Here is a 25045-nt window from a genome sequence, read left to right on the forward strand (position 1 = left end):
TTCTAAATATCGTTTTGATGTGAGTTTATGTTTATATATTATTACTAATGTGTTTTTTATTAATGATCTCCCAACTGATGACGGGCACTGCTCACGAGGTTCTTGGGGGTGATAAAAGTGTGGATGGGAGGGTAGTGGCGTTCAGTAATAAATCTTTCGCTCAAACTTCAAGCATAGTACTAGCTAACATTGCCACGTGGGTCCTTTCAACCCACGTGACGATTCGGGAGAGGGCTTACTTATTTAGGCTCATAAGGCCTATTATTATACCATACACTCCAAACAACCCTTGCCAACTTCCTAGCCAAAGCAACATACAACTTCCTACCTTTCAACCTATCCTTGTGTGTCTCATAAAACTTCAATAAGGTTGGATTCCTAGAATAATTCCTCACTGCCAAAAAGTAGAACAAGCTACGCAAGTACTTATTACCCCTCTTGGAAATCCCCCTACTTATTACAGCTCTTCCACTCCTCTCAACTACGGGATCTAAACCGCAATAAGCCACAAAGGACTCTGGTTTAGGAAAACGCTTAACATCACCAACAATACCAATAATAATACCAGCTGCAAGCTTCCCAACATCTGATATAGTCAATAGGACATGATCTTGAGGAACTTGCCCTTCAATCATCCTCCTAACCTCCTTCAACCTCTCTTGAATCTCAAGGAGGTTTTTAGCCAAGATTTTGATCTCCTCAAGCACTATTGGCGTGTATTCAAGTTGGTAGAGCTCTTCTCGTGTAAAATCTCCTTTCGCAAGTCTTTCCAACCTATCCTTGTTTACCTTATCGTTATCACCTACTAAGAATTATGCCCTCTTTAACCTATTCTTGTATTTCGTCTCTATGTCCTTTAGGAAGAGTGTTGTCATTTCCTTTAAGGGGTTGTAATCTTACTCCTTAGCCTTGTTAACCATGTTTTCTAATTTTTCTGCATCGTAAAAATCTGTTTTCTTTCCCCTAAGCTCTTTTTCTCCTGATAACACGTTTGGGCTGACTTGTAGTACTTTTATCCCTTTCTCCTTGAAGTATTGTGAAGGCCTTATTGCGTATACTCCGGTAGGCTCTAGGACTATTACGCAAGGTTTCATCTTGAGGATTTCCTCATAACCCTTCTTACTGTTCTCGTATCTTCTCACCCTCCCCCTGCTAGTTATTAAATGTTCTTTTGATATATCTATTCCTATTACCCCTACCTCTTTGTCACACCTATATTCGTGAATTTTATCACAATGTTCAGTCCGACGGTAGGGGTTAGTCACGCCCGTAGCCGAAGACTTTGCTTCAGAACTCACGTCGACCATGTTTCCCCAGTCGAGGAGAGTATTACTCTCCCCGACTAATAAACCTATATAGGCGTTTCCCTCGACCAGCCCCAATGATTTAAGGGTGACAGTGTATGATCCCTTAGGAGGGGTGCCCGTGGCGGAATTAGAAGTAATTAAAAGTTAAGGATAAGTTACGCCACAAGTAAACACTACATACTATCCCAAGAAGTTCATTATAGGATCAATGAGTCGCTCTGGAAAATACTGAAAGCATCTTATTCACTAATTGATATGAAAGTTTACTAATAAAAAGGTTTACCTTAATCGTATACTGTCCTAGCTTGTTCTCTTATGAACGAGAGGAGATAATATGGACCTCCAGCATTCCTTCCAGTCCAACCCGAATCCTTCCAACCTCCAAATGGCTGTACTCCCGGCATAGCTCCAGTGGTAGATCCAGCAGTTCTATTAGCATAGACAACTCCAGCTTCAATATGGTCAAACAAATATTGTATCTCCTTGGGATCATCAGAGAAGATACCTGCAGTCAAACCATAATCAACATCGTTGGCGAGTTTCACAGCTTGTTCAAGGCTTTTGACCTCCTTTACTAGTAAGATTGGTACGAATAGTTCAGTCTTCCACAATGGACTTGAGTATGGTAATTCCACAATTATCGTCGGCTCCACTAGATAGATCTTTTCATCATCAATTACCCTTCCTCCCACCAGTATTTTACCACCCTCTTCAACCGCTTGTTTAACATATCTTCTAAACTTCTCAATAGCCCCCTTATTTATTATTGGACCTAAAAAGGTCTCCCTCTTCCTCGGATCGCCTATTACAGTCTTCTCAACCTTTTCCTTTAGTCTCTTCAAGAACTCGTCATATATTGGACTCTCAACAAATACCCTAGAAGTCGCACTGCATTTTTGCCCTCCATACCCGAAAGCACCTTTAAAAGTACCTTCAATCGCCTTATTTAAATCGGCCTTTGCGGTAATTATTGTAGCATTCTTTCCGCCCAATTCGAGAACAGCTGGTCTTGGCTTCCTATTTATAAATGTCTTTAGCAATTTGTGTCCAACATCCCTAGAACCCGTAAATGCGAAACCGTCAACCTCATCCAAGGCTGGTGTTATAAGCTCTCCGGGTATTGTGACGTAATTTACTGCTTCAAGTGGGAATCCCGCTCTTCTCATAATGGTTACAAGCATATAGGCTGAAACGGGAGTATCTGATGACGGCTTCACTACTACTGTATTTCCAGTCAGTAGTGCTCCTAAAGTCATTGTTGCAGTGATGGCTAATGGAAAGTTGAATGGGGAAATTATTAACCAAGTACCATAAGGTCTCATTACCGAAAATGCTTTTTCATTCTTGTATATCCTACCTTCCATCTGTCTTATGTATCCCCTATTATCCTCCAAAAGCTTAGCGTAATAGAGAAAGTAATCAATGGTTTCGTCTACTTCTGCTATTGCTTCATATCTGTTTTTACCGTTTTCGTAAGTTACTATTGCGGCAAACTCAAACTTTCTTCTCCTTAACTCCTCAGCTGCTTTATATGCAAACTCTACCCTATCTTTCCAATCTGAGTATTGCCAGTAATCAAAGGATTCCCTAGCAATCTTTATTGCGTTACGTAAATTATTACCATCATCCTTTTGAGTAATTGCGAAAGTTAAACTTGTGTCAACTGGAGTTTTAACTATATACTTGGATGAAAGTTTGATTTCGTCCTTACCAATCAAGATAGGATACTCCTTTCCAAGTTCAATATGATCTAACGCTCTTTCATATTCCTTATGAAATTCCTCCTCCCTTCTCTCCTCTACATATCTTTGATAAGTTTTTTCATTTACAAATACCATGTGTAATATTTGATAGCTAGGGATATAAGACTATTCCACTCACATACTGACTAGGAAAAATATTTAATCTAATTTTTCTCGTTAAATATTAATGAAAAAAGCTGAGTTATTATTTAACGCATACAAGAGTAGGAAGGAGATAGAACCCTTTCCCCTAACTGAAGATGAGGCTAAGAAGGTTAAGGAGGAATTTATAGAGATTCTTATAAATAGCGAGGGTTTAGGCGGGTACAAATTATCTGGTTTCGGGGAAGGAGTATTGACAAAGCCAATGATAACCAGAGAAAATACGGTAGAATTGTGGTTTAGAAATCACAAGTTAGAAGTTGAGATAGTTACCCTAGTTGAAAACGGCGAAGTTAAAAGGACATTCCTAGGATTGGAAATTCCAGCTCCAAGGTTCACTACATGGGATCTCCCTTCACATTACATTGTTGCAGATAATATCTTTGCAGCTAGGTTGTATGTAGGACCAGAAATTGATCCTCCTTTCGGTTCATTTAAGCTTTATATAAACGATAAGTTCGTAGGAGAAGGTGAGCCAAAATATAAGCCAGAGGAAAAGGTTAAGGAGTACATGAAGGGTTACGTTTCCTTGGGAGTATTTATTGGCCCGACTAGCGTTAAAAAAGGAGATAAGATAAGGGTGGAGGGTAAGAAAAGTATAAGCGTAAGTCTAATATGATTTGGAAATAGTTTTTTAATCTATCATTGAGGAAGCAAAGAGATATGATTGTAAGCGTTACAGCTGAGCTTGGCTTGGACATTGGTCAAAATTTCGCTGGAGGCCTAGGTATTCTCGAAGGGGATAAATTTTACGCTGCATCTAGATTAAGTATTAACTATACAGTAATTACGCTATTTTACAGAAGAGGCTACGTTAACGGAGAGGAAAAACAAAAAGAACTATTATCTAATTTAAATAAGGAATGGGAAAGTGAAATTACCCTTGGAGGTCAAAGAATAAAGGTTGAATATTTGGCTTACACTTTAAATACTGCAAAAGCTATCTTTGCTAATCCATTACCCTAGACCCCAAATTCATCACCCCGAAAATAATTCAAGGGAGTTAAAAAGTGGATAAAATAATTTAACTAAATATTCTTGCAAAATAGTAATATTATCTTGCAAGAGCAAGATAGTTAGGAGTAAGCGGAAGTCTTCCTTGCTCGTTGTCCCCTTGAGGAGCAAGTATAGTGTATAGATTAACATTGCTAGTACGAAGATGAACAAGCGGAATAACCAACTCCTTGATGAGGTAAAGATTAAGAAAGACTTAATCAACTTGTATGATGTTTCTATTGGCGTCCTAACCTTGTCATACCATTTCACAACAATACTCCTATTTACGTCTAGGTTTGTCCCCTTTGCCAAGTACTCCTTTCCCCTACCATGATGTACTATTAGCCTAAATGTCGCTTTCTTACCATTTGACTTTACAGTATAATCTCCATCAAAATTCCTATGTATCCCTACCTTACCCACGGGTACTCCAATGATGAAGTTAAACCTTGACAAGTAGTTGATCACATCCACTGAATAGAAACCAGCATCTAGTGTTACTAATTCTATTTCTAGGCCCAATGCTAGTATTTGTTGTATTAGGCTTTCAACTATCTTTAGTCTAGTCATTCCTTTTTCTACGCGCGTGAATGCTAGTATTAGTGTTTTTCCCTTTACTCTTGTGGTTGCTGTTGCGTAATTCCACGCGTAGCCTTTTTCTGACCCGCCTAGTCCTTCTACGGGTTTTCCCTTGTATTCTATTGATGTCCAGTCTATTGATATTTTTACACGTTTTCTTCCACCTAGTTCCTTAGCGGAAATCGTTTTGATCACGTTTAGCATTTGGTCTATTACTTGTGGTTGTTCTTCCACGTAGTTTCTAACTGTTTGTGGTGATATGCCAAACTCTTTTGCCTTGTTTTCTACTGAATCTTTTGTTAGTGCTGCTGTTACAAGTGTTTTCTTGACTTCTTCTGCCTTTCTTCCCTTGAAGTTTATGATGGAAAATAATTTTTCCTCTATTTGTACTCGTATTTTAGGGGAGATGTAGTCTGGTGTTGTCAAGCGTTTCTCCCCTAAAGTAATACCAGACTACATCTCCCTTAACTTTTTCTCTAATTATAAAATTTTCTTGGTTAGAAAAAATTATACAATGCAATTATTTTTGTAAAATGAATTTGGGGTCTAAGGATTAAACACTAAGTTTAATGATCAACTTTACGTGGAGAATAGCGACGAGGAGAGGTTTTATAAATGTCTTCTATTAGCTAGGGTTGCGGAAAATTACATTAACGAAAGAATAGGATGGGATAAGGTAAAATACGTTGATATGCAAGAGGCTTGTCCAGCCTTCCTTCCACTCATAAGGTATTTCCCCAGTTATAGAATTATAATTCATACACCTGCACCTTGGGGCCATCCCACCTTTCCTTCATATTTGTTTAAAAAGGAGTTCGGTTATGAGTTTCCTCTAGATCACGTGGTGATGACAGATATTGGACTTTCATCGTCAATAGAAGGTATTGTAGTATCGAAAAAGATGTTAAAACATGTTGGTAGAACTTTTCCTCAACACATGTATAAAATAAGGGCAGTGACTAATGGAGTTGAAATTCCAAGATGGAGACATCCATTACTTAATGACGTTAAAGATCTGGACGACTTCATCAAAAAGAGGAAGGAAGTTAAAAGAGATATTATTAAGAAATTGGGAAAAGATACTGATAAACCTACCATAGCTTGGTTAAGGAGGATTACAGCGTATAAGAGACCAGATTTCATTTTAAGACTAATTGATGATTTAAAGGACGACGTTTTCTTTATAATAGGCGGATTAGCTCATCCTAAGGATTATTCTGCTGTGGAAATGGAGAGAAGATTAAAGGAAATTTCTGAAATGAAAAACAATGTTATCTTTGTAAGGGGTGCTGATGCAAATTTAATGAAACTCGCCATATGGGCCAGTGATATATGGACATTTACACCATTCTCCGGTTGGGAGGCCAGTGGTACTAGTTTCATGAAGGCAGGAATTAATGGAGTCCCATCTATAGCGTCTAGAGATGGTGCTGTCCCAGAGATAATAAGTGACGGCTATAATGGATGGCTTTTTGGTGAAGATAGGGAAACTCTCCTTCCATTGAACGTTTACGATGATAAAAAGGAGTATGAAGAGTTTCTCAAAAAGATCAAGTTAGCGTTAAGTCAATTTTACGAGGTGGGATATAACGCTTATAAGACGTTTCCGACCTATTGCGCCATGGATAGGCTCATGAAAGAGTACGGATATCCTTAAATCTTAAGTGCCATCTAAAGAAGCTCAACACTTGTGTATAAATATAAATGGTTGAATTATTAGCCAATAATGAGTTCTCTAATTGACAGCATTTGATGATGGGCTATTAAATGATTGATTATAACTTGTTAAAAGGAAAACATTTATACTCTTAAATACTATAAATATAACATGAAGGTTAGTTTAGATTTTTTAAACGATTTAGTTCATGGAGATTCAGTAAAAAAATTAGAATCTCTAAATAATTATCGATTAATTGAATTTTTAAGTAACGTAATTAAATTATGCGAACCGGATAGCGTATATCTTATAACAGGAAGAAATGAGGAGAAAGAGTATATAAGGAAAAAAGCTCTGGAAAGAGGGGAAGAGATTAAACTAAAGACTAGTGGGCATACCATACATTTTGATCACCCTTTAGATCAGGCTAGGGCCAGAGAAGATACGTTCATACTCACAGATTCAAAGATCCCCTATGTTAATACTATACCTAGGAATGAGGGCCTAAATGAGATTCTAGGTTTACTTAAGGGGTCAATGAGGGGTAGAGAAATGTATGTGGGATTTTATTCTCTAGGTCCTAGAAATTCTCCCTTCCAAATTTTAGCAGTCCAAGTGACTGATTCTCCATACGTTATTCATAGTGAAAATATATTATATAGAAATGCATTTGGAGATTTTAATAATAATAAGCAGTTTTTGAGATTTGTCCACTCAAAAGGAGAACTAGATATAAGAAAAAGGAGAATAATGATTGACCTAGCAGATAATACTGTTTATAGCATTAACACTACTTACGCCGGTAACAGTGTGGGCTTAAAGAAGTTAGCTTTAAGGTTAACTATAACTAAGGCAGCAGAAGAAGGCTGGCTCTCCGAACATATGGCTATAATAGGGTTCAATGGAGATAAGGGTATACATTACTTCACAGCATCATTTCCTTCTGGAAGTGGAAAGACTTCTACTTCCATGATTGGGAGTCTGATAAGCGATGACCTAGCGTTTATAAGGGAATTTGACGGTTTTCCTAAAGCAGTAAATCCAGAAATTGGAGTTTTCGGCATTATACAGGGTATAAATGCTAGGGACGATCCAATAATATGGGAAGTTCTCCACAAGTCTGGAGAAGTGATATTCTCTAATGTATTAATGACTGAAGATGGCGATGTATACTGGGAGGGGAGTGAATTGCCAAAACCCGAAAGGGGATATAACTATGAGGGGAAATGGATTAGGGAAAGCGGTAAGCCAGCCTCCCATCCGAACGCTAGATTCACAGTTCCTTTAACTTCATTCAAGAATTTAGATGGGAATTGGGATAATCCAAATGGTGTCGTTATAGATGGCATAATATTTGGCGTAAGAGACTACAGTACTCTTATTCCAGTTGTTGAAGCCTTTTCATGGTCTCATGGAGTTGCGACTATTGGAGCTTCAATGGAGTCTGCTAGAACCTCAGCTGTAATCGGGAAATCCGATGAGTTAGAGTTTAATCCAATGGCGATTTTAGACTTTATGCCTATCTCGCTCAGTAGGTATTTAAGAAACTATTTGAATTTCGGTAAAAGATTAAGGAGGAGTCCTAAAATATTTGGGTTTAACTATTTTCTAAAAGATGAAAATAATAAATTCTTGAATTCAAAAGAGGACAAGAGAATATGGGTTAGCTGGGCTGTAAAGAGAGTGGAGGAAACTACTGATGCGATCTATACGCCTATTGGCTTCATACCATTTTATGAAGATCTAAAAGCTCTATACAAAAGAGTTTTAGGAAGGGAGTACAGTAAGGAAGAATATGAAAAACAATTTAAAATAAAATTGAAAAGATACTTAGAGAAAACAGACCGTATAATTGGGATTTACCTTAAATTTGATGATATTCCCTCTGAGATTATTAGTGAGTTAGAAATGCAAAGAAAGAGAATTATTGATTATATTAGCAAATATGGTGATTCAGTATCCCCATTTAGATTAGAAAAAACTTGAATAGCTTTAAACTTGAGAGCTGTTTTATAAGATAAGTTAAGATTTTTATGGTATAAGTACTTGTCTTCCGACAGCTTTAAAATTCTCTAGATTATCAATCGCCTCATTTGCTTCTTCTAGTTTCATGGTCTTAGTTATCATTGGTTTAACTTTACCAGCCTCTGCTAATCTCATTATCCCCAAAAAGTCTGATTGGTTTCCAACTAAACTGCCTACGAATTGTATTTCTGACAAAGTTATTAATGGTGCGTGAAAATGCAAATCCGCTCCGAATAATCCCACCATTATGTACTTACCTTGTTTTGCCAAAGCTTTTGGATAAACTGAAAGCGTTTTCTCAGAGTTATTTAGGTCTATTACAGCGTCGATTCCCTTACCTTCGGTTATTCTCCTTATTTCCGCTAAGGGATCTTGAACTGACGCATTTATTACGTAATCGGCTCCAGCTCTCTTAGCAGTCTCTACTGCCTCCTCTCTCACATCTACACCTATTATCGTTGCACCACCGACAGCTTTAGCTATCTGTACCGCCATTGTTCCTAGACCGCCACCAGCCCCTACTACTACTAATGTCTTAGTTGGGTCTAATGATGCTTTTCTAACTGCCCTATATGTAGTTATTCCAGAACAAGTTAAAGGTGATGCTTCTACGGCATTAAGTCTTCTCAGCTTGTACATATATTTATAATGAGGTATTAACACATATTCTGCGTAAGCTCCATCAAAGTTAATTCCTAACCATCTAGGAGAATCGCACAAATGCTCTTCCCCTATTCTACAATAATAGCAATTTCCTTCTCCCTGCCAAGGGTTAACTGCAACTAGATCACCCTTAGAGTATCCAACAACTTCATCTCCCATTTCCTCTATTTTTCCTGCGATCTCGTGACCTAAAGTTACCGGCAATTTCACACCCAAATCTTCTACTATTCTTAAATTCCCAAATCTCCCTTGTCTCATGTGAACATCAGAATGACAAACTCCCGCAGCCTCTACCTTTATCAAAACTTGTGCTCCCTTAGGTTTAGGTATATCTATATCTTTTAAAACGAGAGGTTTTCCTATTTCTACTAATCTAACTGCTCTCATGCTATCACATAAAATATAAATATGTTTAACACATTATTAAGCATTATAATGTTATTTAACATAATAGCTTTAGTGATAATCATCTAACGTATTATGATATTAAGATTTATATAGATGAATCTAGTCAAAACTTCATCGTGTTCGTTTTCTATTTATGAATTCATTCATTCTCTTTTTTGCGGAATCCCCCAATGACATCAACGCCAACTCCATGACTGCATTTCTTATCTTCTCCTTATCGTTTTTCAACCAATACTTCATAGTCATAATAGAATTCGTATCAATACTTTTGATTTTCTCTAACTGTTTCTCAACTTCTGTATAAAGGTCTTCCCTTTTGACCACTATATCAACCAGCCCTATAGTTTTAGCCTCTTCAGCAGTTATTGAATCTCCAGTTAATGCTAGCCTAGTAATTGATCTACCCAATATTGAATAACCTACTGATATTGCCATTGGCGGAATTAATCCCAACTTTCCTTCTGGAATTGAAAAAGTAGCGTCGTTAACTGAAATTATCACATCACAGAAAAGGAGTATCTCGCAACCACCGCCATAAGCAAGCCCATTAACTGCACATAATAATGGCTTCTTTAAATCCACTAGACTTTCAATCGCGCTATATAAAGCGTTGAAGAAGTTTAGGGCATCTCTTTGATCCTTTAACTCTAACATGGCATTGATATCATCTCCTGCGGAGAAAGCTCTTCCATTGCCAGTTAAGACTATTGCTGAAATTGACTGATCGTCATTACAATCCCTCAAGTGTTTTGCTAAGAGACTCCAGCTTTCCTTATCTAGGGCATTTAACTTTTCTGGTCTATTTAATGTGATCCAACAAACGTCTTTTCTTCTTTCAGAGAGGATTTTTACCATAATATGATATTTAGCAAAGGATATCTTAAATGTTGAGCTTTCAAATTATACTGTGAAGATTTTAAAATTTGAGATTAAAATAAAATTGAATAGTGCGCTGCTATGATATTGAATCTTGGCTTACGATCTCCAAGCTAACCATACCTTTTTAAGGATAACACTTATATATAGAAAATCAAAAGTAAAAGGAACAAACAGACCAGCTAGAATGTTTACTAATGATACGCTATACTTGCGTTCAAAGTTATCGTTCAATAACGTACCAATTACAACACCCAGTGGATCACCATATAGAATATAAGTGAAGTACAACATAGAATATAAGTGAAGTACAACGCAGGATTAGTAAAACCGTGAGAGCTAATAAAGGTAAAGATGGGATCAGAAAATAACGCATAACCCGTAAAATAGCTTAAGAACCAAACGATAGTCATCATGAGGATTCCGAAATCCCAGCTTAACTTCATCTCCTTTTTGGCAATCCACATTGGAGATTCAGGCAGCCAAACCCTAGTAATTAACGCAATCAGAGAAACTAGAAGTCCGGCCAAGAAAAGTAATCTCCATTCGCCTCCTAAGACTACTGCAATAGGTCCCACAATCAACGTTGTTAAAAAGCCAGAGGCTGTAACTAACCCAACTGCCCTACCTCTCCTTTCAGCAGATACGGTTTCTGATATATAAGTTGGCACTACACTGATTTCTCCTTCTATTCCTAATCCTATAATGAATTCTGCTATGATTATCCATGAAAACGTTTGCGATAAAAAGCCGATTAGGGATCCTAATGATACAAGTCCCATGGAAGTCAATAGCCCAATTTTTCTTCCCTTGAATGATGATAGCAATCCGTTTATTACTCCACCAATTGCATATCCAATCATTTCAGCAGATAATGGTAAGTTAGCGATAACTGTAGAGACTTCAAACTGCTTTCTAGCGTAATTTATAATGTAAGGAACGTTGAATATATCCCAAAAGGTTAACGACATCCCGATTACCAAGACTACTAATTTCCAGTTCATACTTTTTTCTGAAAGTTTAAAGTTTATAAAACTTACAAACTATACTTGATACAATACCGTCGTTTGCAGTATTGGATTAAATGGCAAGCTAAAAAGCACGGCATGATTGTTGAGTTTGTTAATCCTAAGTACTCTTCTGTTTCATGTCCTAAGTGTGGTAAGAAGATGAAGGAAGTTGGTTATAGGTATTTCCTCTGTACAAAATGTGGTTATAAGAATGACAAGGATGTTATTGCAATGGTTAATTTAAATAGGAGGGGGTCTCTGACCCTCTCGTCTGCCCACCAGATGAGAGATGTAAACGCTAATCGATGGTGGGAACGATGATCCCTCTGTAACGGTAGACCCAAAATCGTATTATGAAAAATAATTCTGACAGAATAATATCGATTCATGATAGATAACAGGATTTATATGAGTATTAAGAATTCAATTGAAGAAAGGGTTTAAGGTGAGGGAGATGTGGTATTACCACGTGAGTAAGTGAGATGGTAACATCCGGTCTCCCTCACCAAAATAACATTCAACAAATAGGATATAAATTACTTTCCATGCTGAACTTCAAGGGAAAGAAAGGGGAAGAGGTGGCGAGAACCCTCATCTCAGCGTGTCTATGGAACGATTCGGTGGAAAGCAAGTCGAGGGCGTATGGCGTGTCCCCACAGACCGTGAGGAATTACGTGGAGGAGCAAGGGGTGGAAGTTATTGAGAAACTCTTGGAAAGCGCCAGGAAGATATCCTTGAAGGTACTGAAGGGAGTAAGGGAGATAGACGTCTCAATAGACTGGACAACCAAGACCTGGTACGGGAGACCGGTGGGAGGGCTCGGGAGTTCGGAGGAGGGAAACTCTTGGAACTACGCAACTGCGACGACAAAGTTTAATGGGAAAGTGCTCCTACTGGCCTTCGTCACTCAAGTCAAGGGGATGACTAAGGAAGAGATCGTGAAGGCCCTCGTGGAGCAAGTCGTCGCGATGGGGTTCAAGATAAGGTTGATAACTCTTGACGCTGGTTTCTATACTGTTGATGTGCTCAATTTCATTTCACAGTTTAAGTATATAGTTGCTGTGCCTGTTGGGGACGTTAAGGTTTATGAGGAGTTTGACGGGGATTACACAACTAATAGTAAGAGGCATAGGAGGGATGAGCAGGTCAAGTTCAGGCTTCTCGTGTACAGCAAGGAAAAAGTGAGGAGAAAGAAGAAGAGTCTTGTTTATTTTGCTAGGGCTACTAACCTAGACCTATCCAAGAGGGAAGTGTTGGATTTGTATAATAAGGTAAGGGGTCCCATAGAGACCTCTTATAGGAACATTAAGGCTTTTCTTCCATTCACCAGTTCCACCAAGTTTGTTTTCCGCACGTTGATCTTCGTGCTGGCCCTTGTACTCTACTCCTTATATACCATATTCAAGGGGGAGGTGGGGAGAGAGGAGTTTAGATTATTATTAATTCTTTTATTTCCTGATTTATTCAATCCAGAGAATTTTACATTTAATGTAATTGAAACACTTATTTACACTATAGATTTATTTTCAAGGAGGTGATTTTGGGTCTACCGGAATTGGAGGAGGCCAAGCTCACCGACGGGCTTTAAGCCCAAGAGGCGAAACGGCCTACACCCCAGTCAGATCTGTGTAATACAGATCTGACTAATATGTTTTATATAAGAAAGTCAGATAATTGCCAAAACCGAATAAAAGTCAGCAATACTACAGTTTCTAGAGATCTTAAGAAATTGATAACAATGGAATCATAGAGAAAAGAAATAATGAGTATAGAATTTCCGATCCAATCATTAGGTATGCCTTGCTGGAAGAGGGTATCTGATCATTTTTCTCTTAATAAAATAATCATAACTAAGGTGAATTAGGTTTTTATTAGTTAGTTCAAAAATTAATTTATGATTAGGGGAATAGATGGTGTAATTAAAGGAAGAAATACCATGGATGGCGCTGGGGTTAAACTTTACAGAGTGTTTGGCGGACCAGATACTGTGGATTTAACAGATCCTTTCCTATTACTGGACTTCTTCGGCTCAAATAAGGTTGAGGAGTACATTAATGGATTTCCTTGGCACCCGCATAGGGGAATTGAGACTGTAACGCTATTATTTGAGGGAAAAGTGGAACACCAAGATAGTTTAGGTAATAAGGGAACAATATATCCTGGCCAGGTCCAATGGATGACTGCTGGAAGTGGAATATTTCACCAAGAAATGCCAAAACCATTAGAGGGTACAGAGATTCCCAAGTATAATCAAGATCCATTCCTAGTAAGAGGATTACAGTTATGGATAAACCTACCATCTTACAAAAAGATGACACAGCCAGTATATAGGGATGTAAAAAGTGTTCCTAAAGAGAAGTTCGACTTCGGAGAAGTATCAGTCCTCGCGGGAGAGTTCGCTGGAATTGAGGGACCAGTTAAGGTGAAGAGTGATGTTGATCCGTCATACATTCACGTAAAATTGAACGGGGACATGAAGTTAAAGGTAAAAGAAGGATATACTGTATTAGCCTATGTGGTTGATGGTAGTGCCAGATTTGCACCCAATTCTCCAGGTATAGGAAAGGGAAATTTAGTAATCTTCACTAGGGAGGGGGATGAGATTAAAATTAGTGGAAATGCGAGCTTTATAGTATTATCCGGAAGACCTCTAAATGAGCCAGTAGCTTGGTATGGACCAATAGTTATGAATACTGAAGATCAAATAATTGAAGCGTTTGACGATTTGAGAAAAGGTACATTCATAAGACATAAAGAGATACTATATGAATAATATCATGCGTAATGCTTTGTTGATCTCTTCAATTTATTTCATAAGCATGATATGATGCACTGAGAATTTTTCAGTAATTAATATTTATTTCAACGTTATTCGCAAGCTCACACCCTAATACCCGGAGCTCTACCAACTAAAGAATTAGCCAAGTGGACCATCCATGCATAAGCCCAGAACTTGAGCTTAGCCTCAACCACTTGTCCTAAAAAACTTGTAGCCCTAACAGATTCCCCAAAAGTACGCTTCACAGCAGAGAATAAGGACTCAATCCTCCACCTAACACCGTAACCCCTCTCCTCCCTCCAACGATTATAACCCAACCTCTTGAACTCCCTTACAGCCTTTCTCCTAGCAGGATGACCGCGTCTAGTGGAGGCGTTCTCCCTAGGTGGAACAACAACCTCAACCCCAGTCTTGTAAACCTCATTAGCATCATAAGCTTTATCTCCATAAAACTTCTTGACCTTCTTTCCCTTATCTTGTAAATCCTTAACCGTCTTAACTGCAGTCTGAACCTCGTTGCTGGTTACTTCAGCGTTTATTACGTTGAATTGGTCCTTATCCATTACTATTTCGATCTTGAGGAATTTTGAGTCCTTGGTTTTTCCCCATTTTGCTATAATGTATTGTCCTCCCTTGTTTGTGCTTATTCCCGTTGCGTCTGCTATTACTTCAAGTTGGTCATTTGCCTCTGGGAATTTTATGTTCATGTTTCTTACTCTTTCCCATATTGTTGAGTAGTCTAGGCTTGTTGGGATGATTTTCAGTCTTTCTAATGCTCTCAATACTCCTTCTATGGCCCTATAAGGTAGGAACAAGTGCAGGAACGCTAGGAAGTCGTTGAACTCCTTTGGCGCCTTGTAGGTTTTCTTGGCATTCCTATTCTCTTCTGCTAGTAATTCCCACCAGTGTTGGAAGACGTAGAAGGGGAACATTAGCTCGTATCTAGTTATAACGTTCTCGTCGTACTTGCTCCAATCCCTCTTGTACTTACTCTTTCCCATGAGTAATACTCGGTATAATTATTTATAAATTTTTGTATAATTCTGAAGTAACCCACAAAGCACATGCGTAATACTTAATATTACTTTTTATGATTTTTTTAGAATCAATTACAGGATATTCTCTCAAAATTTAGGGGATATAATTGATATTATAAGATTAAAAAAGTTGATTTGATATTCGTAATGATGGGATTAAAGTTTTAGTGATCTTGAAATACAAGGTCTCTTAAAAAAAGTATAATGTAAAAGTTAAAGAATATGCAGAAAGTTATAGGAGTTGAACTAAATCTTGAAGTTCATAAAGGAAGAGTAGACAATATAGGAATTTCACATATAATAACGTGTACTATTCAATCTTAATAATGATGGAAATAAGTTAGTTTATAGTTCCAAATCTCACTATACATGATTTACTTTTTGAGGACTTTTGTTTAAGCTAGAAACATTTTAGGAGCATATATCAAGTATGCTATATTGAGTCCGTCCTTGAGATTAGGTTATATACCATGAGTATAAATTATATCCTAGATTAGCGACACCATTAGCATCATTAAAACTCTATTCTAACTTGTATCGCATCTAAATAGTATGTAATTATATATCAAAACTCCAGCCTTTTCTAGGTAAGATCTCATATTCTTTAAAATATATCTTCTTTATGTTAGACATGTTCACATGGACGTTGAGATAGGGATTAAAATTCATTATTACTTGGTCTTGAGCAGATTCAATATTCCATAAAAATGGCGAAGCATATAATGTCGTCACAGTATTATACAGCAATGCCATGCCATTAGTGTTTGTTTTATTTAGTTTAAAGAAATCTCTTACTCCAAGGCATAACTGGAGGGACGAACTTATCCTCTGGCTCAACAATAACCTCAACTAAAGAAGGAGTATTCTTTATAGCCCTCTTTAACGTATCAGATATCTCTTCATCATTGGTTATCCCATACGCGGATAGTCCATACCCTTCAGCGATCTTAACGTAATCTGGACTTGAAAAATCAGTTCCAACAATGTCCTTACCCCTAGCTTTCATTTCAGCCCTTATCCAACCGTAACTTCCATTATTAAAGATTATAATAACCACATTAGCATTGACTCTCCTTATGGTCTCTAGTTCACCAACTGAGAAACCGAAACTCCCATCTCCAGAAAGAGAGAAAATCAAAGAGTTAGGCCTTGCAAAATAAGCACCTACAGATGCTGGAATTGAATAGCCAAGACCACCTAGACCATAGTTAAAAATGAAATACCTACCAACTTTTTTGGCCTTGTAGAAAGCAGCAGTGTAGATTGCGCTAACTCCGGGATCAGCTATTAATACAGCCTCTTCAGGTGATAGACTCCAAAGTTCCTTTATGAAACGTAACGGGTTTACTGCTTCTCTCCTCTCCTTACTAAGCCTATCTTCGAATGCACTTCTATCTAAAATAATGTTCTTTTTACCAATTTTTCCACTACCTTTAATTTCCTTAATCAACTCCCTCAATGTTACTTTAGCATCCCCTATGAGGTTTATACTATCGTAATTATTCCCAGTCTCAGTCTCGCTAATGTCAATATGAATTACGGTTTTGCCTCTGGATGGTATAGTCCAGTTATAAGTATTTGCTGAATCCGTATTACTTCCTATGAGAATTACAAGGTCTGATTTATCTACGATACTGTTCGAAAAATTTGCACCGCCCCTACCGCCAACCACACCTATTGACAAGGGATGGGTTTCTGGAATACAACCCTTACCAGTTATTGTAGTCCCCACGAGAATTCCTAATAACTCAGCTAATTCAGTTACCTCATCCCACGCCATTGAGTAAAGTGCTCCTTGACCGCAAATTATTACTGGAAATTCACTCTTCAAAATTAAATCTACGGCTTTCCTTATCATTTCACGATCCGCTAAAGGTCTTTGAGATGGATATTTCGAGAACTCCTTTTGGGCTTTAAGTTCAACGTTGCCTTCTAATTCATCTTCTAAAACATCTAGGGGTATTCTAATGTGAACTGGTCCAGGTTTTCCACTAGTACTTAATCTGAATGCTCTCCTTATAGCATGAGGTAATTCCTCAACATTATACACTGTTATAGTTTCCTTAGTTATCGGTCTAAATAGGGAAGCTTGATCTAATGCGGTCAAATAATTCTCCTTCTCTCCGTATAACGGTGTATCAGTAGTTATTACTATTAACGGTGTAGATGACTTATACGCTTCAGCAACTCCAGGGAGCATATATATTGAACCAACACTTGGGCCTTCAACAACTCCAGGTTTATAAGTTAGCTTTGCGTATGTGTCAGCCATGTAAACTGCGTTTCTCTCATCTCTAGTGATTATGTGTAGTACTTCGCCTTCTTTAAGTTGATCATATAATGATATTGAGGATTCGCCCGGTAAACCAAATATGTGTTTAACGTCATAATCCTTTAACAGAGTCAAGAGAAGTTTTGAACCATTCATGAATATTAATGATTTCACACGCATAAAAAGTGTTTTGACACTTGAAGACCATGATTTATAAATATTTTAGATGAAAAGGGACGTTATTATCAATGAGAAATCAATATATCGTGTTTATCGTACCATTCCTTAAATCTCTTATATCTCTCCTCCACTGCTTTTTTCATGTATTCCCGTGGATCGAAATCCTCTAACCTGACCTTATTTATCGATACTATTTCCTCTATTTTAGTCTTATTAGCTAACGCATCCACTGCTTCTTTTCCATATATTTCCTCTAACATCAGCCTACCCGTTTCTGTTGCATAGCCTATATTCCATTCTTCGTTAAAATCACTCTTGACTTCCACGTTATAGTCTGGAAATGCCTTCATTAGTTTATACTTAACTTGAACTGCCATAAGATCTGCTAAGGTACACCCCTTATTAGCAGTGAAAATTAATCTAACAAAAACCCTATTGCCTTCAACTTTTATCTCTCTTACTAGTCCTAAGTCATATATATTTATTGGAATCTCTGGATCGTAAATTTGCCTTAAAATTTCCACAATCTTATCTTTCATAATCCTATTCCTCCAAGATATTCACTATGAGCCTTCTTGATCTGCTTTATAGTATTATCATATTCTCCTTTGAGCACATCCCTAAACCCTTCTGTAGCATTAAATGCCATCTCTTGCCAATCCTTTAGCCAAGGTTTGATAACGTCTTTTAAGCTTGGTTCCTTACTAAAAGCGTATTTGAACAGTTCTTGAGAGAGCATCCCAAGTGTAAATAATTCAATAAATCTATGTATAAGTTTATAGATAATAACTCAAAAGAAAGCATAAACTCTTGAGAAATTTTGAATTTTCACTTGGAGTAAAATCTTGAGTAATACTTAAAGGGGACCGGGAAGACGTAGTACAAGGATTGGGAGATATGAAACCTTGGATAGAATACTACAATCTCCCGGTCCCCTATGATAAACTATCATCAAGGCATAAAACTCTTTTGAAAATGCACTACATACTAATCACCTCAAAAGCACTATCATCACTAGACCTATACATACTTAGAGTACTCATCGTCATGATGATATGGCAATGCTCCTACAGAGATGTAGAAGCATACTATTACACGGACATTGTAGTAAGATGGTTTCTAGGAGAACGCAAGTCAAAATCCGAAAACCACAGAAGGGCAAAGAAACTTAGGGGAGAAATAAAGAAAGCATTCAAGGAATACGCAAAAGAACTTGAGGAAAAGCTAAGCAAACTAGAAAACTACTTGCCAAGTAGTGCCTTATACGGCAAAGTTAACAAACTCTGGGCAATAGATTCCAACATAATCGAAGTACCCTTCGGAAAGAGAAACAAGGAGACATTAAAGAAAAAGCTAGAACTCAACTTGAGACAAGGAAAGTTTAGGGAAGCAGCAAACTTAATTTACTACTATATGAGGGCTAAGATTCATCGTAGATTTAAGGGTGAGTTTGCGAAGAAGAGGGGTAGGAGTTTCTTCGGCTTCAAGGTTTTATATGCTATTTCCCCAACCATGATTCTTCACGCAATTCAAGTTGAGTTTGCAAACTTTCCCGATAATAAGGTTGGTTTTGGTATGAGTGGTTATAAGGTTGTTGATAGGGGTTTCTTGGGAATGCCCTCAACTTGGATAATTGGTTTTTCTAGTTTTAGACGTTATGTTGAATTCTTTGGTATTTTCTTGAAGAGGTATTGGAGACCTTACGCTATTAACAAGGATATGGTTGAGGTTTTTGTTTACGTTATTGGAATAATTTACAATTCCTTGATTTACACTTCCGTGTTAGCAAAAGTTCCGCAAGAGGAATTTGTCAAACTCTCTAGTTAACCCTAGGCTAGGGTTAACTAGAATAATATGGGGTATGTTTGAAATTCATTTTTTCTCAACTATAAGTTATTTTATATTACAATAAAATATTAATCTTCCCTCATATTGAAAGATATAATTGACTTCTATTCTCAACTAGTTATAATATTGTTTTTCTATCACATTATATTTATTGAATTATTTGCATTCTGGACACTCTCTTGAGCTTGGTGTCTATGCCTTAATGTATCGTTATAGAACGACATGTGAATGTGCCTAATCATCTCATCCCCCATTTTACTGAATTGTTGCGTTAGATGTTGGAGTGTTAGCTCATCTAATACGAATTTGACCGCTAAGTTAAACGCTACTAAGCTTTCTCCTACATCATATGTAGCTAACATTTTCTCCAATACTTCTCTTGTTAGTTGAAATAGTGGACTCTCCTCAAATATCTTTCTCGCTTCCTTTCCAAATCCTAAGCTTGGATATATAATATCTAGCATCTTTACTCTTTGTGCAATTCTTTGGACTCTTCTCATGTGGTCCATTCCCATAAATATGAATACGTTAGTTATAGAACTTGTAGGAGCCATACTAGCTAGATACATTGACTCCATTTGCATGATGTGGAATACATACCTTAATGGATCGTAAACGTTCTTGTATAACTCCAGTACTTCCTCACTTAGGTTCCAATCGTATTTAGTATTTACAATTTCCTCATATATCTTATCTAAAAAGGTTTCATTATCATCTGCCATGGAGTTGTAGGTCCAATATGTAAGTTTGTATGGATCTTCATAGTCATGCCATTCTCCTCTTTCGAATAATGGCTTAATGAATGGTGAGTTGTCTCTAAAGTGTTTATACCATTTTTGAGTTATATGCTCTGTCCCTAGTTCAAATGGTCCCTTATCATAGATGTAAGTAGGGGATCTTGGATCCGCCCAGTATGACAATGCATAGGTGACTATTTGATATTCCGATGGCTTTTTCCTTCCTAGTTTCTTCTCTAGCATCGGCCAAGTTGACCAGACTCTTTTGTACCCCCTATATTCATAATCTCTGAAAAACCGATCACCTTCTACTCCACTTTTGAACGCTCCGAACATTTGTTTATACCTTCTATACCATTCCAAATCCTCTAATCTAGTCATAACCTTTTTCACCTCATAACTCCAAATACCATTTTAGATAATCCCCTCTTACAATGATCTTTCCTGCAAATGCACTCATCCTTACCTCAACCTCTCCTGGAAATCTAACTTCTCTACCCAACACTTCCTCTAGCGTACTTTTGTTTAAAACAAGTTCCCTTTCACCCACTATTCTTATGTATGAGCCTCTGTCGATAACTCCTTTGAAAGTATTTGGATTATCATCCGCTATAGCTTCAACTACACCGTAGCTGAACTCATCTTTCGTAAGTACTGGACCTACAATATTTTGTGATAATTTACTTAAATCTGTTATTTGATATTTATCTAAAATTGATTCAAGAGTTAACTCCAAACTCATTTATCACACCTCTTTGCCTATACATACCAAACCATTTAACCTTGAACTCGGAAACGGGAACAGACGGAACTTTAACAAAAATGTCATTACCTTCAACCTTCACATCCAAAGGAAAGAGGGAACTTCCCTCAGGATTTATGCTCTCTCCTGTCCTTGCATTATACTCCCATAAATGTACTGGGCATATGATTTTCTCCTCACCGTCAAAAGAATTTGGCTCTATTAAACCTAACGCGTGGGCACACCTTGCATAATACGCCTTTATTTCTCCATTTATATTGACTACTAGAATTTCGTATCTATTGACCTCTACTAACTTAGCCTCACCTTCATAAATATCGTCTAGTGTTAGCACTTTATGGAATTCTCCAGGGTAACTCATAGTCTCACGCCCTTAATTTACCCTCCCTTTCCAATCTTCTAACGATACTATATTTTTCAATCTCATCTGTAAATAGTACTGAAGGAGATCTTGGGGCTAACTTTATAGCCTCTTCAGTCTCCTTTATAATCTTGAATATATCATCGTTCTGATTCTCTGGCTTCCAGAACTCTTCCTTAGGAGGCCACCAGACTAACCAGAAAACGTCATATGGCTTTATTACGTCTCTAACTTTGGCATTAAGATCTAAGACTTGACCAGTAAAGTAGTTAACTAACCTTAAGTCCTTATCCTTCTTTTCCCATACTAACACGTTTACTGTTAGACTCTTCAACATTTCAATAGCCTCTTCTACCGTAATGTTTGTTGGAAGTACAGCGGGTAACCACACTGTGCCTTCTTCTGGGACAAATACTATGGGTACTGCTTCCATACTCATTTTCTTTACCCCTCCGTATATTTCTTTATCCTATTGAGGAAATCTTGATCTTTCTCTTTATATAATAATGCATATGCACCGTCAGTAGGGTCTAGACCAGCCTCCCCTTCTTCCGTTTGTCCCATATTCCATATTACCTCTTCAAGTAGTCTCTTAGGATCCTTGTATACCTCTTCAGTAAACTGTATCATCCCCTCAAGTACTCTTTGTGTGTAAGTCCTTCTTCCAGCATATCTATCTGGTTCTTGATCAAAAATCCATAAGCATGCTGGACTATCAAACGTATATATCTTTCCCTTGTACTCTTTTAAGTAGATTCTTAAGTACTTTCCGTTTACAGGTGCTTGTATTGGTACCTGACAAACTGTACATAAATGTACTGCAGTTAATGGTAATGGTATTTGTCCATCAATTATCTTCTTTATGTATAAGTCCCAAACTCTTCCGAAAAACTTCTCCCAGTGTGGGTATTTCTCGTTTAACCATTTTCTCTCATCAGGCGTTGGACCTCTAAATGCGACATTTAGAGTCCTTCTCCACGTATATAATCCTATAATAAAGTTATGATGCCAATGATCTAACTCTAATTCAAACCACTGCCAGTACCAAGGTAATCTTATCCCATAATCTTCTAGTAATCTCTTAAATTGGGCACCTACCCATTCTGTTATAAACTCCTTGTACGACATTATTCTAGCGTCTAGTGGAGTGAGGTAATCCATAGAAACTCCAGTTAATGCTCCTATTAGCCTAAGGGATAGCCAGAATCCTTTCGCTATTAAATATTCTCCTGCCTCTTTATATGCTGGACCTTTTTCTCTCATTCTAACAGCAAATTCAACAGTGTTTCTATAATTTTTCATTAGTCCTTCTGAGACATTAGATAAGGCTTGCTTGACCTCTCCCCTAGTTTGACCTAAACCTCCCTCTCTACTCATCATCATTTAGTCTTTTTTATACTTTTTAAGAATTGTTCTAACAAGTTTGATAAACATGTTTACAGTTTATAGTTTTTAAATCCTACTCATATGAGGTGTCTTTAAAAAGAGTAAGGTACAAAGGAAAAAAATTAAAAAAATAAATTAAATTTTCTTTTTCATCTCTTCATTCAACTTTGTCACGTCAACAAAGGTCTTTAGAACTGGGTGCCCTATTTGTGCGTGCCTAGATTCATCAGTCTGTATACTCTGAGTTGTTGAGGAAAACACGAAATCATTAGTCTTATTTGCCATTGCGGCATATGCTACAAATTGTAAATTGGTAAATCCAGTCTCAAATGCAAAGGTAGTCATTAAGGCGAATTCTATTGCATTAGTCCCAGTAATAGTATCATCAAAGAACGATCTAGCTGCTATTGGTAACCAGCCGTCAACCCAGAACATCTTATGTGCATAGGCGAACTTAGGACTAGCTTGTATACTATCATGAGATAATAAGATTTGCACTTGTGCGTGTCTTACCTCATCCATAGAACCGAATGTGGATAAGTTTCTCCATTCACCGGCTTTCCCAAACCTCGCCATCCTTGCTTCTGCTATAGACGCAGTATATTCTGGTATAGGAACCGCAGTTATATGGAAACAGAAGGAGCCTTGATGATATGTCTTATCCAATTTCTTTACTAACTCTGCTCTTACTCCAGCCTCTCTTACCGAGAAAAGTCTTTGATCTTTCTCCTTTTGATTCTTTACATACTCCCTATATGTCACCTTATAGGGGGCATCATATAACTCGGCCCATACGTCTATCGGTAAATTCGGTATTCCACTCATATCTACTGGAAATAGTTCTTCTTCTTTTACGTATTTCGGTGCCCACTCTAGCTTGTTCGCTAAATCATAATACTCATCTCTTGATGGTAGTTTAGGTTCTGCAGGAACTGGTTTCATAAGTAGGTGTGTATCATTCGTATATAAAAATAATTCTTAAACATGTTCGAAAAAAGAAGTAACTTTATCCCCACACTTATGTTAATAGTTTCTGAAGATCAAAACTTTCCTCTACCAACTTATCTTTTTTGCTTGAGACTTCCACTTGTTTTTGTATTAATTTATTAAGAGCTACTATCTCTTTAACGTTCCTATTTATTGCTAAGTAACCCTTAATAGTACCTCCTTTTAAGTATATTACACTGAATCTTGGTCTTTGTGATTCAAACTTTCCTCTTATTACGTATTCGTCATAATTCCTCGTCTCACCAGCCGATTCTATGTGAATATCGAATATATCCGACCATATGGATGATATGAAATTGTAGGCTTCTCTATTACCAGCCATGTTCCTAGCTGCCAATTTTCCAGTGTACTCAGCGTTGTTCCAGTGCTCAATCCTCTTCCTCCTACCCTCCCTAGGATCAAATATATTTGCAATATCCCCAGCCGCATAAATGTCCTTAGCACTTGTCTCCAAGTATTCATTCACAATTATACCGTTATCAACTTGTATACCGCTTTCTTTGGCAAGTTCTACGTTTGGTGTTATTCCCACGGCTATTAGTAGCATGTCCGTCTCTAATCTCCTACTATTTGACGTTATAGCGTTCTTCCCTTGTATCTCCTTTAATGAATCGTTAAGTATGAAGGATATGCCTTTACTCTCTAGATATTGTTGTATTACTCTTGATACTTTTTCATCAACGAATGTGTTCCATATATATGGCATTACTTCCACGACAGTAGTCTTCACGCCAAGTGTTGTTAGGCTAGACGCTACTTCAACACCTATGAAACCAGCCCCAATTATTAATGCATTCTTACTCTTACTGGCAGCCTCCCTTATCTTGTCGGAGTCATCAAGTGTTCTCAAGTATAAGGCATTCTCACTTCCCGGAATGTTTAATTTTCTAGGCCTACCACCAGTGGTTATTAACGCTTTATTAAAGGATATTGTATTACCATCGCTTAATATTGCCTCCTTTGAACCTGTATCGATCCTTTCAACGCTCTTGTTCAATATTACCTCCAAATTATCCCTCTTATAAAAATCATCAGACTCAAAGAATAACATGTCTTTTTCCAATTTTCCCCTAAGATAATCCTTTGATAGTGGTGGTCTATCATATGGGTAATATTTGTCTGATGAGACCATGATTATTTTTGAGTTTGGCTTTAATTGGAGTAGTTCCTTTAATGCATTATATCCCGCAATACCACTCCCAATTATCAAGTAGTCATATTTCATCTTGATCTAGATTCAAAAACGGTA

General features: G+C 37.4%; 21 protein-coding genes and 5 pseudogenes. 8 read left to right on the forward strand and 18 right to left on the reverse strand.

Annotated features, from left to right (window positions below):
• Window positions 1–239: 239 nt before the first annotated feature.
• Both YN1551_RS12625 and YN1551_RS12630 read right to left on the reverse strand, forming a co-directional pair.
• Window positions 240–1307, reverse strand: a pseudogene (locus tag YN1551_RS12625) (IS110 family RNA-guided transposase).
• A gap of 284 nt (window positions 1308–1591) precedes the next feature.
• Window positions 1592–3145: an aldehyde dehydrogenase family protein gene (locus tag YN1551_RS12630; RefSeq protein ID WP_012718016.1), complete on the reverse strand. Its 1554-nt coding sequence runs from the start codon at window positions 3143–3145 to the stop codon at window positions 1592–1594.
• Window positions 3146–3236: 91 nt separating this feature from the next.
• Between YN1551_RS12630 and YN1551_RS12635 the strand changes: the two genes are divergently transcribed.
• Entirely contained in the window at window positions 3237–3830 is a 594-nt protein-coding gene (locus YN1551_RS12635; RefSeq protein WP_012718017.1) for a hypothetical protein, read from the forward strand.
• A gap of 44 nt (window positions 3831–3874) precedes the next feature.
• Window positions 3875–4171: pseudogene (locus tag YN1551_RS12640) on the forward strand (glycosyl transferase family 1); the annotation flags it as partial.
• 18 nt (window positions 4172–4189) lie between these two features.
• Here YN1551_RS12640 and YN1551_RS12645 read toward each other — a convergent pair.
• Window positions 4190–5212 carry a DUF4322 domain-containing protein gene (locus tag YN1551_RS12645; RefSeq protein WP_012718018.1) on the reverse strand — a complete coding sequence of 341 codons (1023 nt, stop codon included), beginning with the start codon at window positions 5210–5212 and terminating at the stop codon, window positions 4190–4192.
• A 127-nt stretch (window positions 5213–5339) separates the two neighbouring features.
• Here YN1551_RS12645 and YN1551_RS12650 point away from each other — a divergent pair.
• Window positions 5340–6443: pseudogene (locus YN1551_RS12650) on the forward strand (glycosyltransferase); the annotation flags it as partial.
• Between the two features lie 171 nt (window positions 6444–6614).
• Window positions 6615–8429 carry a phosphoenolpyruvate carboxykinase (GTP) gene (locus YN1551_RS12655; RefSeq protein WP_012718019.1) on the forward strand — a complete coding sequence of 605 codons (1815 nt, stop codon included), beginning with the start codon at window positions 6615–6617 and terminating at the stop codon, window positions 8427–8429.
• Between the two features lie 45 nt (window positions 8430–8474).
• Here the strand turns inward: YN1551_RS12655 and YN1551_RS12660 are convergent, their stop codons facing one another.
• From YN1551_RS12660 to YN1551_RS12670, 3 genes and pseudogenes are all read right to left on the reverse strand, one after another.
• Entirely contained in the window at window positions 8475–9518 is a 1044-nt protein-coding gene (locus tag YN1551_RS12660; RefSeq protein WP_012715563.1) for an NAD(P)-dependent alcohol dehydrogenase, read from the reverse strand.
• Window positions 9519–9650: 132 nt separating this feature from the next.
• Window positions 9651–10394: an enoyl-CoA hydratase/isomerase family protein gene (locus YN1551_RS12665; RefSeq protein ID WP_012718020.1), complete on the reverse strand. Its 744-nt coding sequence runs from the start codon at window positions 10392–10394 to the stop codon at window positions 9651–9653.
• A gap of 189 nt (window positions 10395–10583) precedes the next feature.
• Window positions 10584–11419 (reverse strand): annotated as a pseudogene (locus YN1551_RS12670) (MFS transporter); the annotation flags it as partial.
• Between the two features lie 36 nt (window positions 11420–11455).
• On the opposite strand from YN1551_RS12670, the pseudogene YN1551_RS12675 reads away from it, so the two are divergent.
• The 3 genes and pseudogenes from YN1551_RS12675 to YN1551_RS12685 all read left to right on the forward strand — a co-directional run.
• Window positions 11456–11746, forward strand: a pseudogene (locus YN1551_RS12675) (zinc ribbon domain-containing protein); the annotation flags it as partial.
• Between the two features lie 161 nt (window positions 11747–11907).
• Entirely contained in the window at window positions 11908–12963 is a 1056-nt protein-coding gene (locus tag YN1551_RS12680; RefSeq protein ID WP_012717625.1) for an ISH3 family transposase, read from the forward strand.
• A 356-nt stretch (window positions 12964–13319) separates the two neighbouring features.
• On the forward strand, window positions 13320–14198 hold the full coding sequence (locus YN1551_RS12685) for a pirin family protein (protein ID WP_012715559.1): 879 nt from the start codon (window positions 13320–13322) through the stop codon (window positions 14196–14198).
• Between the two features lie 107 nt (window positions 14199–14305).
• Here YN1551_RS12685 and YN1551_RS12690 read toward each other — a convergent pair whose 3' ends face one another.
• From YN1551_RS12690 to YN1551_RS12710, 5 genes are all read right to left on the reverse strand, one after another.
• Complete coding sequence (locus YN1551_RS12690; RefSeq protein WP_012717109.1) at window positions 14306–15205, reverse strand: IS5 family transposase; 900 nt, start codon at window positions 15203–15205, stop codon at window positions 14306–14308.
• 594 nt (window positions 15206–15799) lie between these two features.
• Window positions 15800–15994: a hypothetical protein gene (locus YN1551_RS12695; RefSeq protein WP_012715558.1), complete on the reverse strand. Its 195-nt coding sequence runs from the start codon at window positions 15992–15994 to the stop codon at window positions 15800–15802.
• Between the two features lie 25 nt (window positions 15995–16019).
• Window positions 16020–17693 (reverse strand): thiamine pyrophosphate-binding protein, encoded by a 1674-nt coding sequence (locus tag YN1551_RS12700; protein WP_012718022.1) that lies wholly within the window; start codon window positions 17691–17693, stop codon window positions 16020–16022.
• Window positions 17694–17758: 65 nt separating this feature from the next.
• A complete protein-coding gene (locus tag YN1551_RS12705; protein WP_012718023.1) occupies window positions 17759–18232 on the reverse strand; it encodes a metal-sulfur cluster assembly factor in 474 nt (157 codons plus the stop codon).
• Complete coding sequence (locus YN1551_RS12710) at window positions 18229–18432, reverse strand: toluene-4-monooxygenase system protein E (TmoE) (protein WP_012718024.1); 204 nt, start codon at window positions 18430–18432, stop codon at window positions 18229–18231. The genes YN1551_RS12705 and YN1551_RS12710 overlap by 4 nt, the downstream gene beginning before the upstream one ends.
• Window positions 18433–18590: 158 nt before the next feature.
• Here YN1551_RS12710 and YN1551_RS12715 point away from each other — a divergent pair, with 158 nt between their 5' ends.
• Window positions 18591–19520 carry a transposase gene (locus tag YN1551_RS12715; RefSeq protein ID WP_012715708.1) on the forward strand — a complete coding sequence of 310 codons (930 nt, stop codon included), beginning with the start codon at window positions 18591–18593 and terminating at the stop codon, window positions 19518–19520.
• Between the two features lie 158 nt (window positions 19521–19678).
• Here YN1551_RS12715 and YN1551_RS12720 read toward each other — a convergent pair whose 3' ends face one another.
• The 7 genes from YN1551_RS12720 to YN1551_RS12750 form a co-directional block, all read right to left on the reverse strand.
• A complete protein-coding gene (locus tag YN1551_RS12720) occupies window positions 19679–20659 on the reverse strand; it encodes a ferritin family protein (RefSeq protein WP_238527851.1) in 981 nt (326 codons plus the stop codon).
• A 13-nt stretch (window positions 20660–20672) separates the two neighbouring features.
• The gene (locus YN1551_RS12725) at window positions 20673–21020 is read right to left on the reverse strand and encodes an MmoB/DmpM family protein (protein WP_012712980.1); all 348 of its coding nucleotides are present in this window, start codon (window positions 21018–21020) and stop codon (window positions 20673–20675) included.
• Complete coding sequence (locus YN1551_RS12730) at window positions 20998–21402, reverse strand: Rieske 2Fe-2S domain-containing protein (protein WP_012712979.1); 405 nt, start codon at window positions 21400–21402, stop codon at window positions 20998–21000. The genes YN1551_RS12725 and YN1551_RS12730 overlap by 23 nt, the downstream gene beginning before the upstream one ends.
• A gap of 4 nt (window positions 21403–21406) precedes the next feature.
• Window positions 21407–21841 carry a hypothetical protein gene (locus tag YN1551_RS12735; RefSeq protein ID WP_012712978.1) on the reverse strand — a complete coding sequence of 145 codons (435 nt, stop codon included), beginning with the start codon at window positions 21839–21841 and terminating at the stop codon, window positions 21407–21409.
• Between the two features lie 5 nt (window positions 21842–21846).
• A complete protein-coding gene (locus YN1551_RS12740) occupies window positions 21847–22785 on the reverse strand; it encodes a YHS domain-containing protein (protein WP_012718026.1) in 939 nt (312 codons plus the stop codon).
• 138 nt (window positions 22786–22923) lie between these two features.
• Window positions 22924–23730, reverse strand: coding sequence for a ferritin family protein (locus tag YN1551_RS12745; RefSeq protein ID WP_012718027.1), 807 nt, complete (start codon window positions 23728–23730; stop codon window positions 22924–22926).
• Between the two features lie 76 nt (window positions 23731–23806).
• Window positions 23807–25021, reverse strand: a complete 1215-nt coding sequence (locus tag YN1551_RS12750) for an NAD(P)/FAD-dependent oxidoreductase (protein ID WP_012718028.1) — start codon at window positions 25019–25021, stop codon at window positions 23807–23809.
• Window positions 25022–25045 lie beyond the last annotated feature (24 nt).

The organism is Sulfolobus islandicus Y.N.15.51, assembly GCF_000022485.1.
Classification (GTDB): Archaea; Thermoproteota; Thermoprotei_A; order Sulfolobales; family Sulfolobaceae; genus Saccharolobus; species Saccharolobus islandicus.

Coding starts and splice junctions, on each gene's coding strand:
- YN1551_RS12630 (WP_012718016.1), bottom strand. CDS start 3,145: ATGGTATTTGTAAATGAAAAAACTTATCAAAGATATGTAGAGGAGAGA.
- YN1551_RS12635 (WP_012718017.1), top strand. CDS start 3,237: ATGAAAAAAGCTGAGTTATTATTTAACGCATACAAGAGTAGGAAGGAG.
- YN1551_RS12655 (WP_012718019.1), top strand. CDS start 6,615: ATGAAGGTTAGTTTAGATTTTTTAAACGATTTAGTTCATGGAGATTCA.
- YN1551_RS12660 (WP_012715563.1), bottom strand. CDS start 9,518: ATGAGAGCAGTTAGATTAGTAGAAATAGGAAAACCTCTCGTTTTAAAA.
- YN1551_RS12665 (WP_012718020.1), bottom strand. CDS start 10,394: ATGGTAAAAATCCTCTCTGAAAGAAGAAAAGACGTTTGTTGGATCACA.
- YN1551_RS12680 (WP_012717625.1), top strand. CDS start 11,908: ATGGTAACATCCGGTCTCCCTCACCAAAATAACATTCAACAAATAGGA.
- YN1551_RS12685 (WP_012715559.1), top strand. CDS start 13,320: ATGATTAGGGGAATAGATGGTGTAATTAAAGGAAGAAATACCATGGAT.
- YN1551_RS12690 (WP_012717109.1), bottom strand. CDS start 15,205: ATGGGAAAGAGTAAGTACAAGAGGGATTGGAGCAAGTACGACGAGAAC.
- YN1551_RS12695 (WP_012715558.1), bottom strand. CDS start 15,994: ATGGCATTGCTGTATAATACTGTGACGACATTATATGCTTCGCCATTT.
- YN1551_RS12700 (WP_012718022.1), bottom strand. CDS start 17,693: ATGCGTGTGAAATCATTAATATTCATGAATGGTTCAAAACTTCTCTTG.
- YN1551_RS12705 (WP_012718023.1), bottom strand. CDS start 18,232: ATGAAAGATAAGATTGTGGAAATTTTAAGGCAAATTTACGATCCAGAG.
- YN1551_RS12710 (WP_012718024.1), bottom strand. CDS start 18,432: ATGCTCTCTCAAGAACTGTTCAAATACGCTTTTAGTAAGGAACCAAGC.
- YN1551_RS12715 (WP_012715708.1), top strand. CDS start 18,591: ATGAAACCTTGGATAGAATACTACAATCTCCCGGTCCCCTATGATAAA.
- YN1551_RS12720 (WP_238527851.1), bottom strand. CDS start 20,659: ATGACTAGATTAGAGGATTTGGAATGGTATAGAAGGTATAAACAAATG.
- YN1551_RS12725 (WP_012712980.1), bottom strand. CDS start 21,020: ATGAGTTTGGAGTTAACTCTTGAATCAATTTTAGATAAATATCAAATA.
- YN1551_RS12730 (WP_012712979.1), bottom strand. CDS start 21,402: ATGAGTTACCCTGGAGAATTCCATAAAGTGCTAACACTAGACGATATT.
- YN1551_RS12735 (WP_012712978.1), bottom strand. CDS start 21,841: ATGAGTATGGAAGCAGTACCCATAGTATTTGTCCCAGAAGAAGGCACA.
- YN1551_RS12740 (WP_012718026.1), bottom strand. CDS start 22,785: ATGATGATGAGTAGAGAGGGAGGTTTAGGTCAAACTAGGGGAGAGGTC.
- YN1551_RS12745 (WP_012718027.1), bottom strand. CDS start 23,730: ATGAAACCAGTTCCTGCAGAACCTAAACTACCATCAAGAGATGAGTAT.
- YN1551_RS12750 (WP_012718028.1), bottom strand. CDS start 25,021: ATGAAATATGACTACTTGATAATTGGGAGTGGTATTGCGGGATATAAT.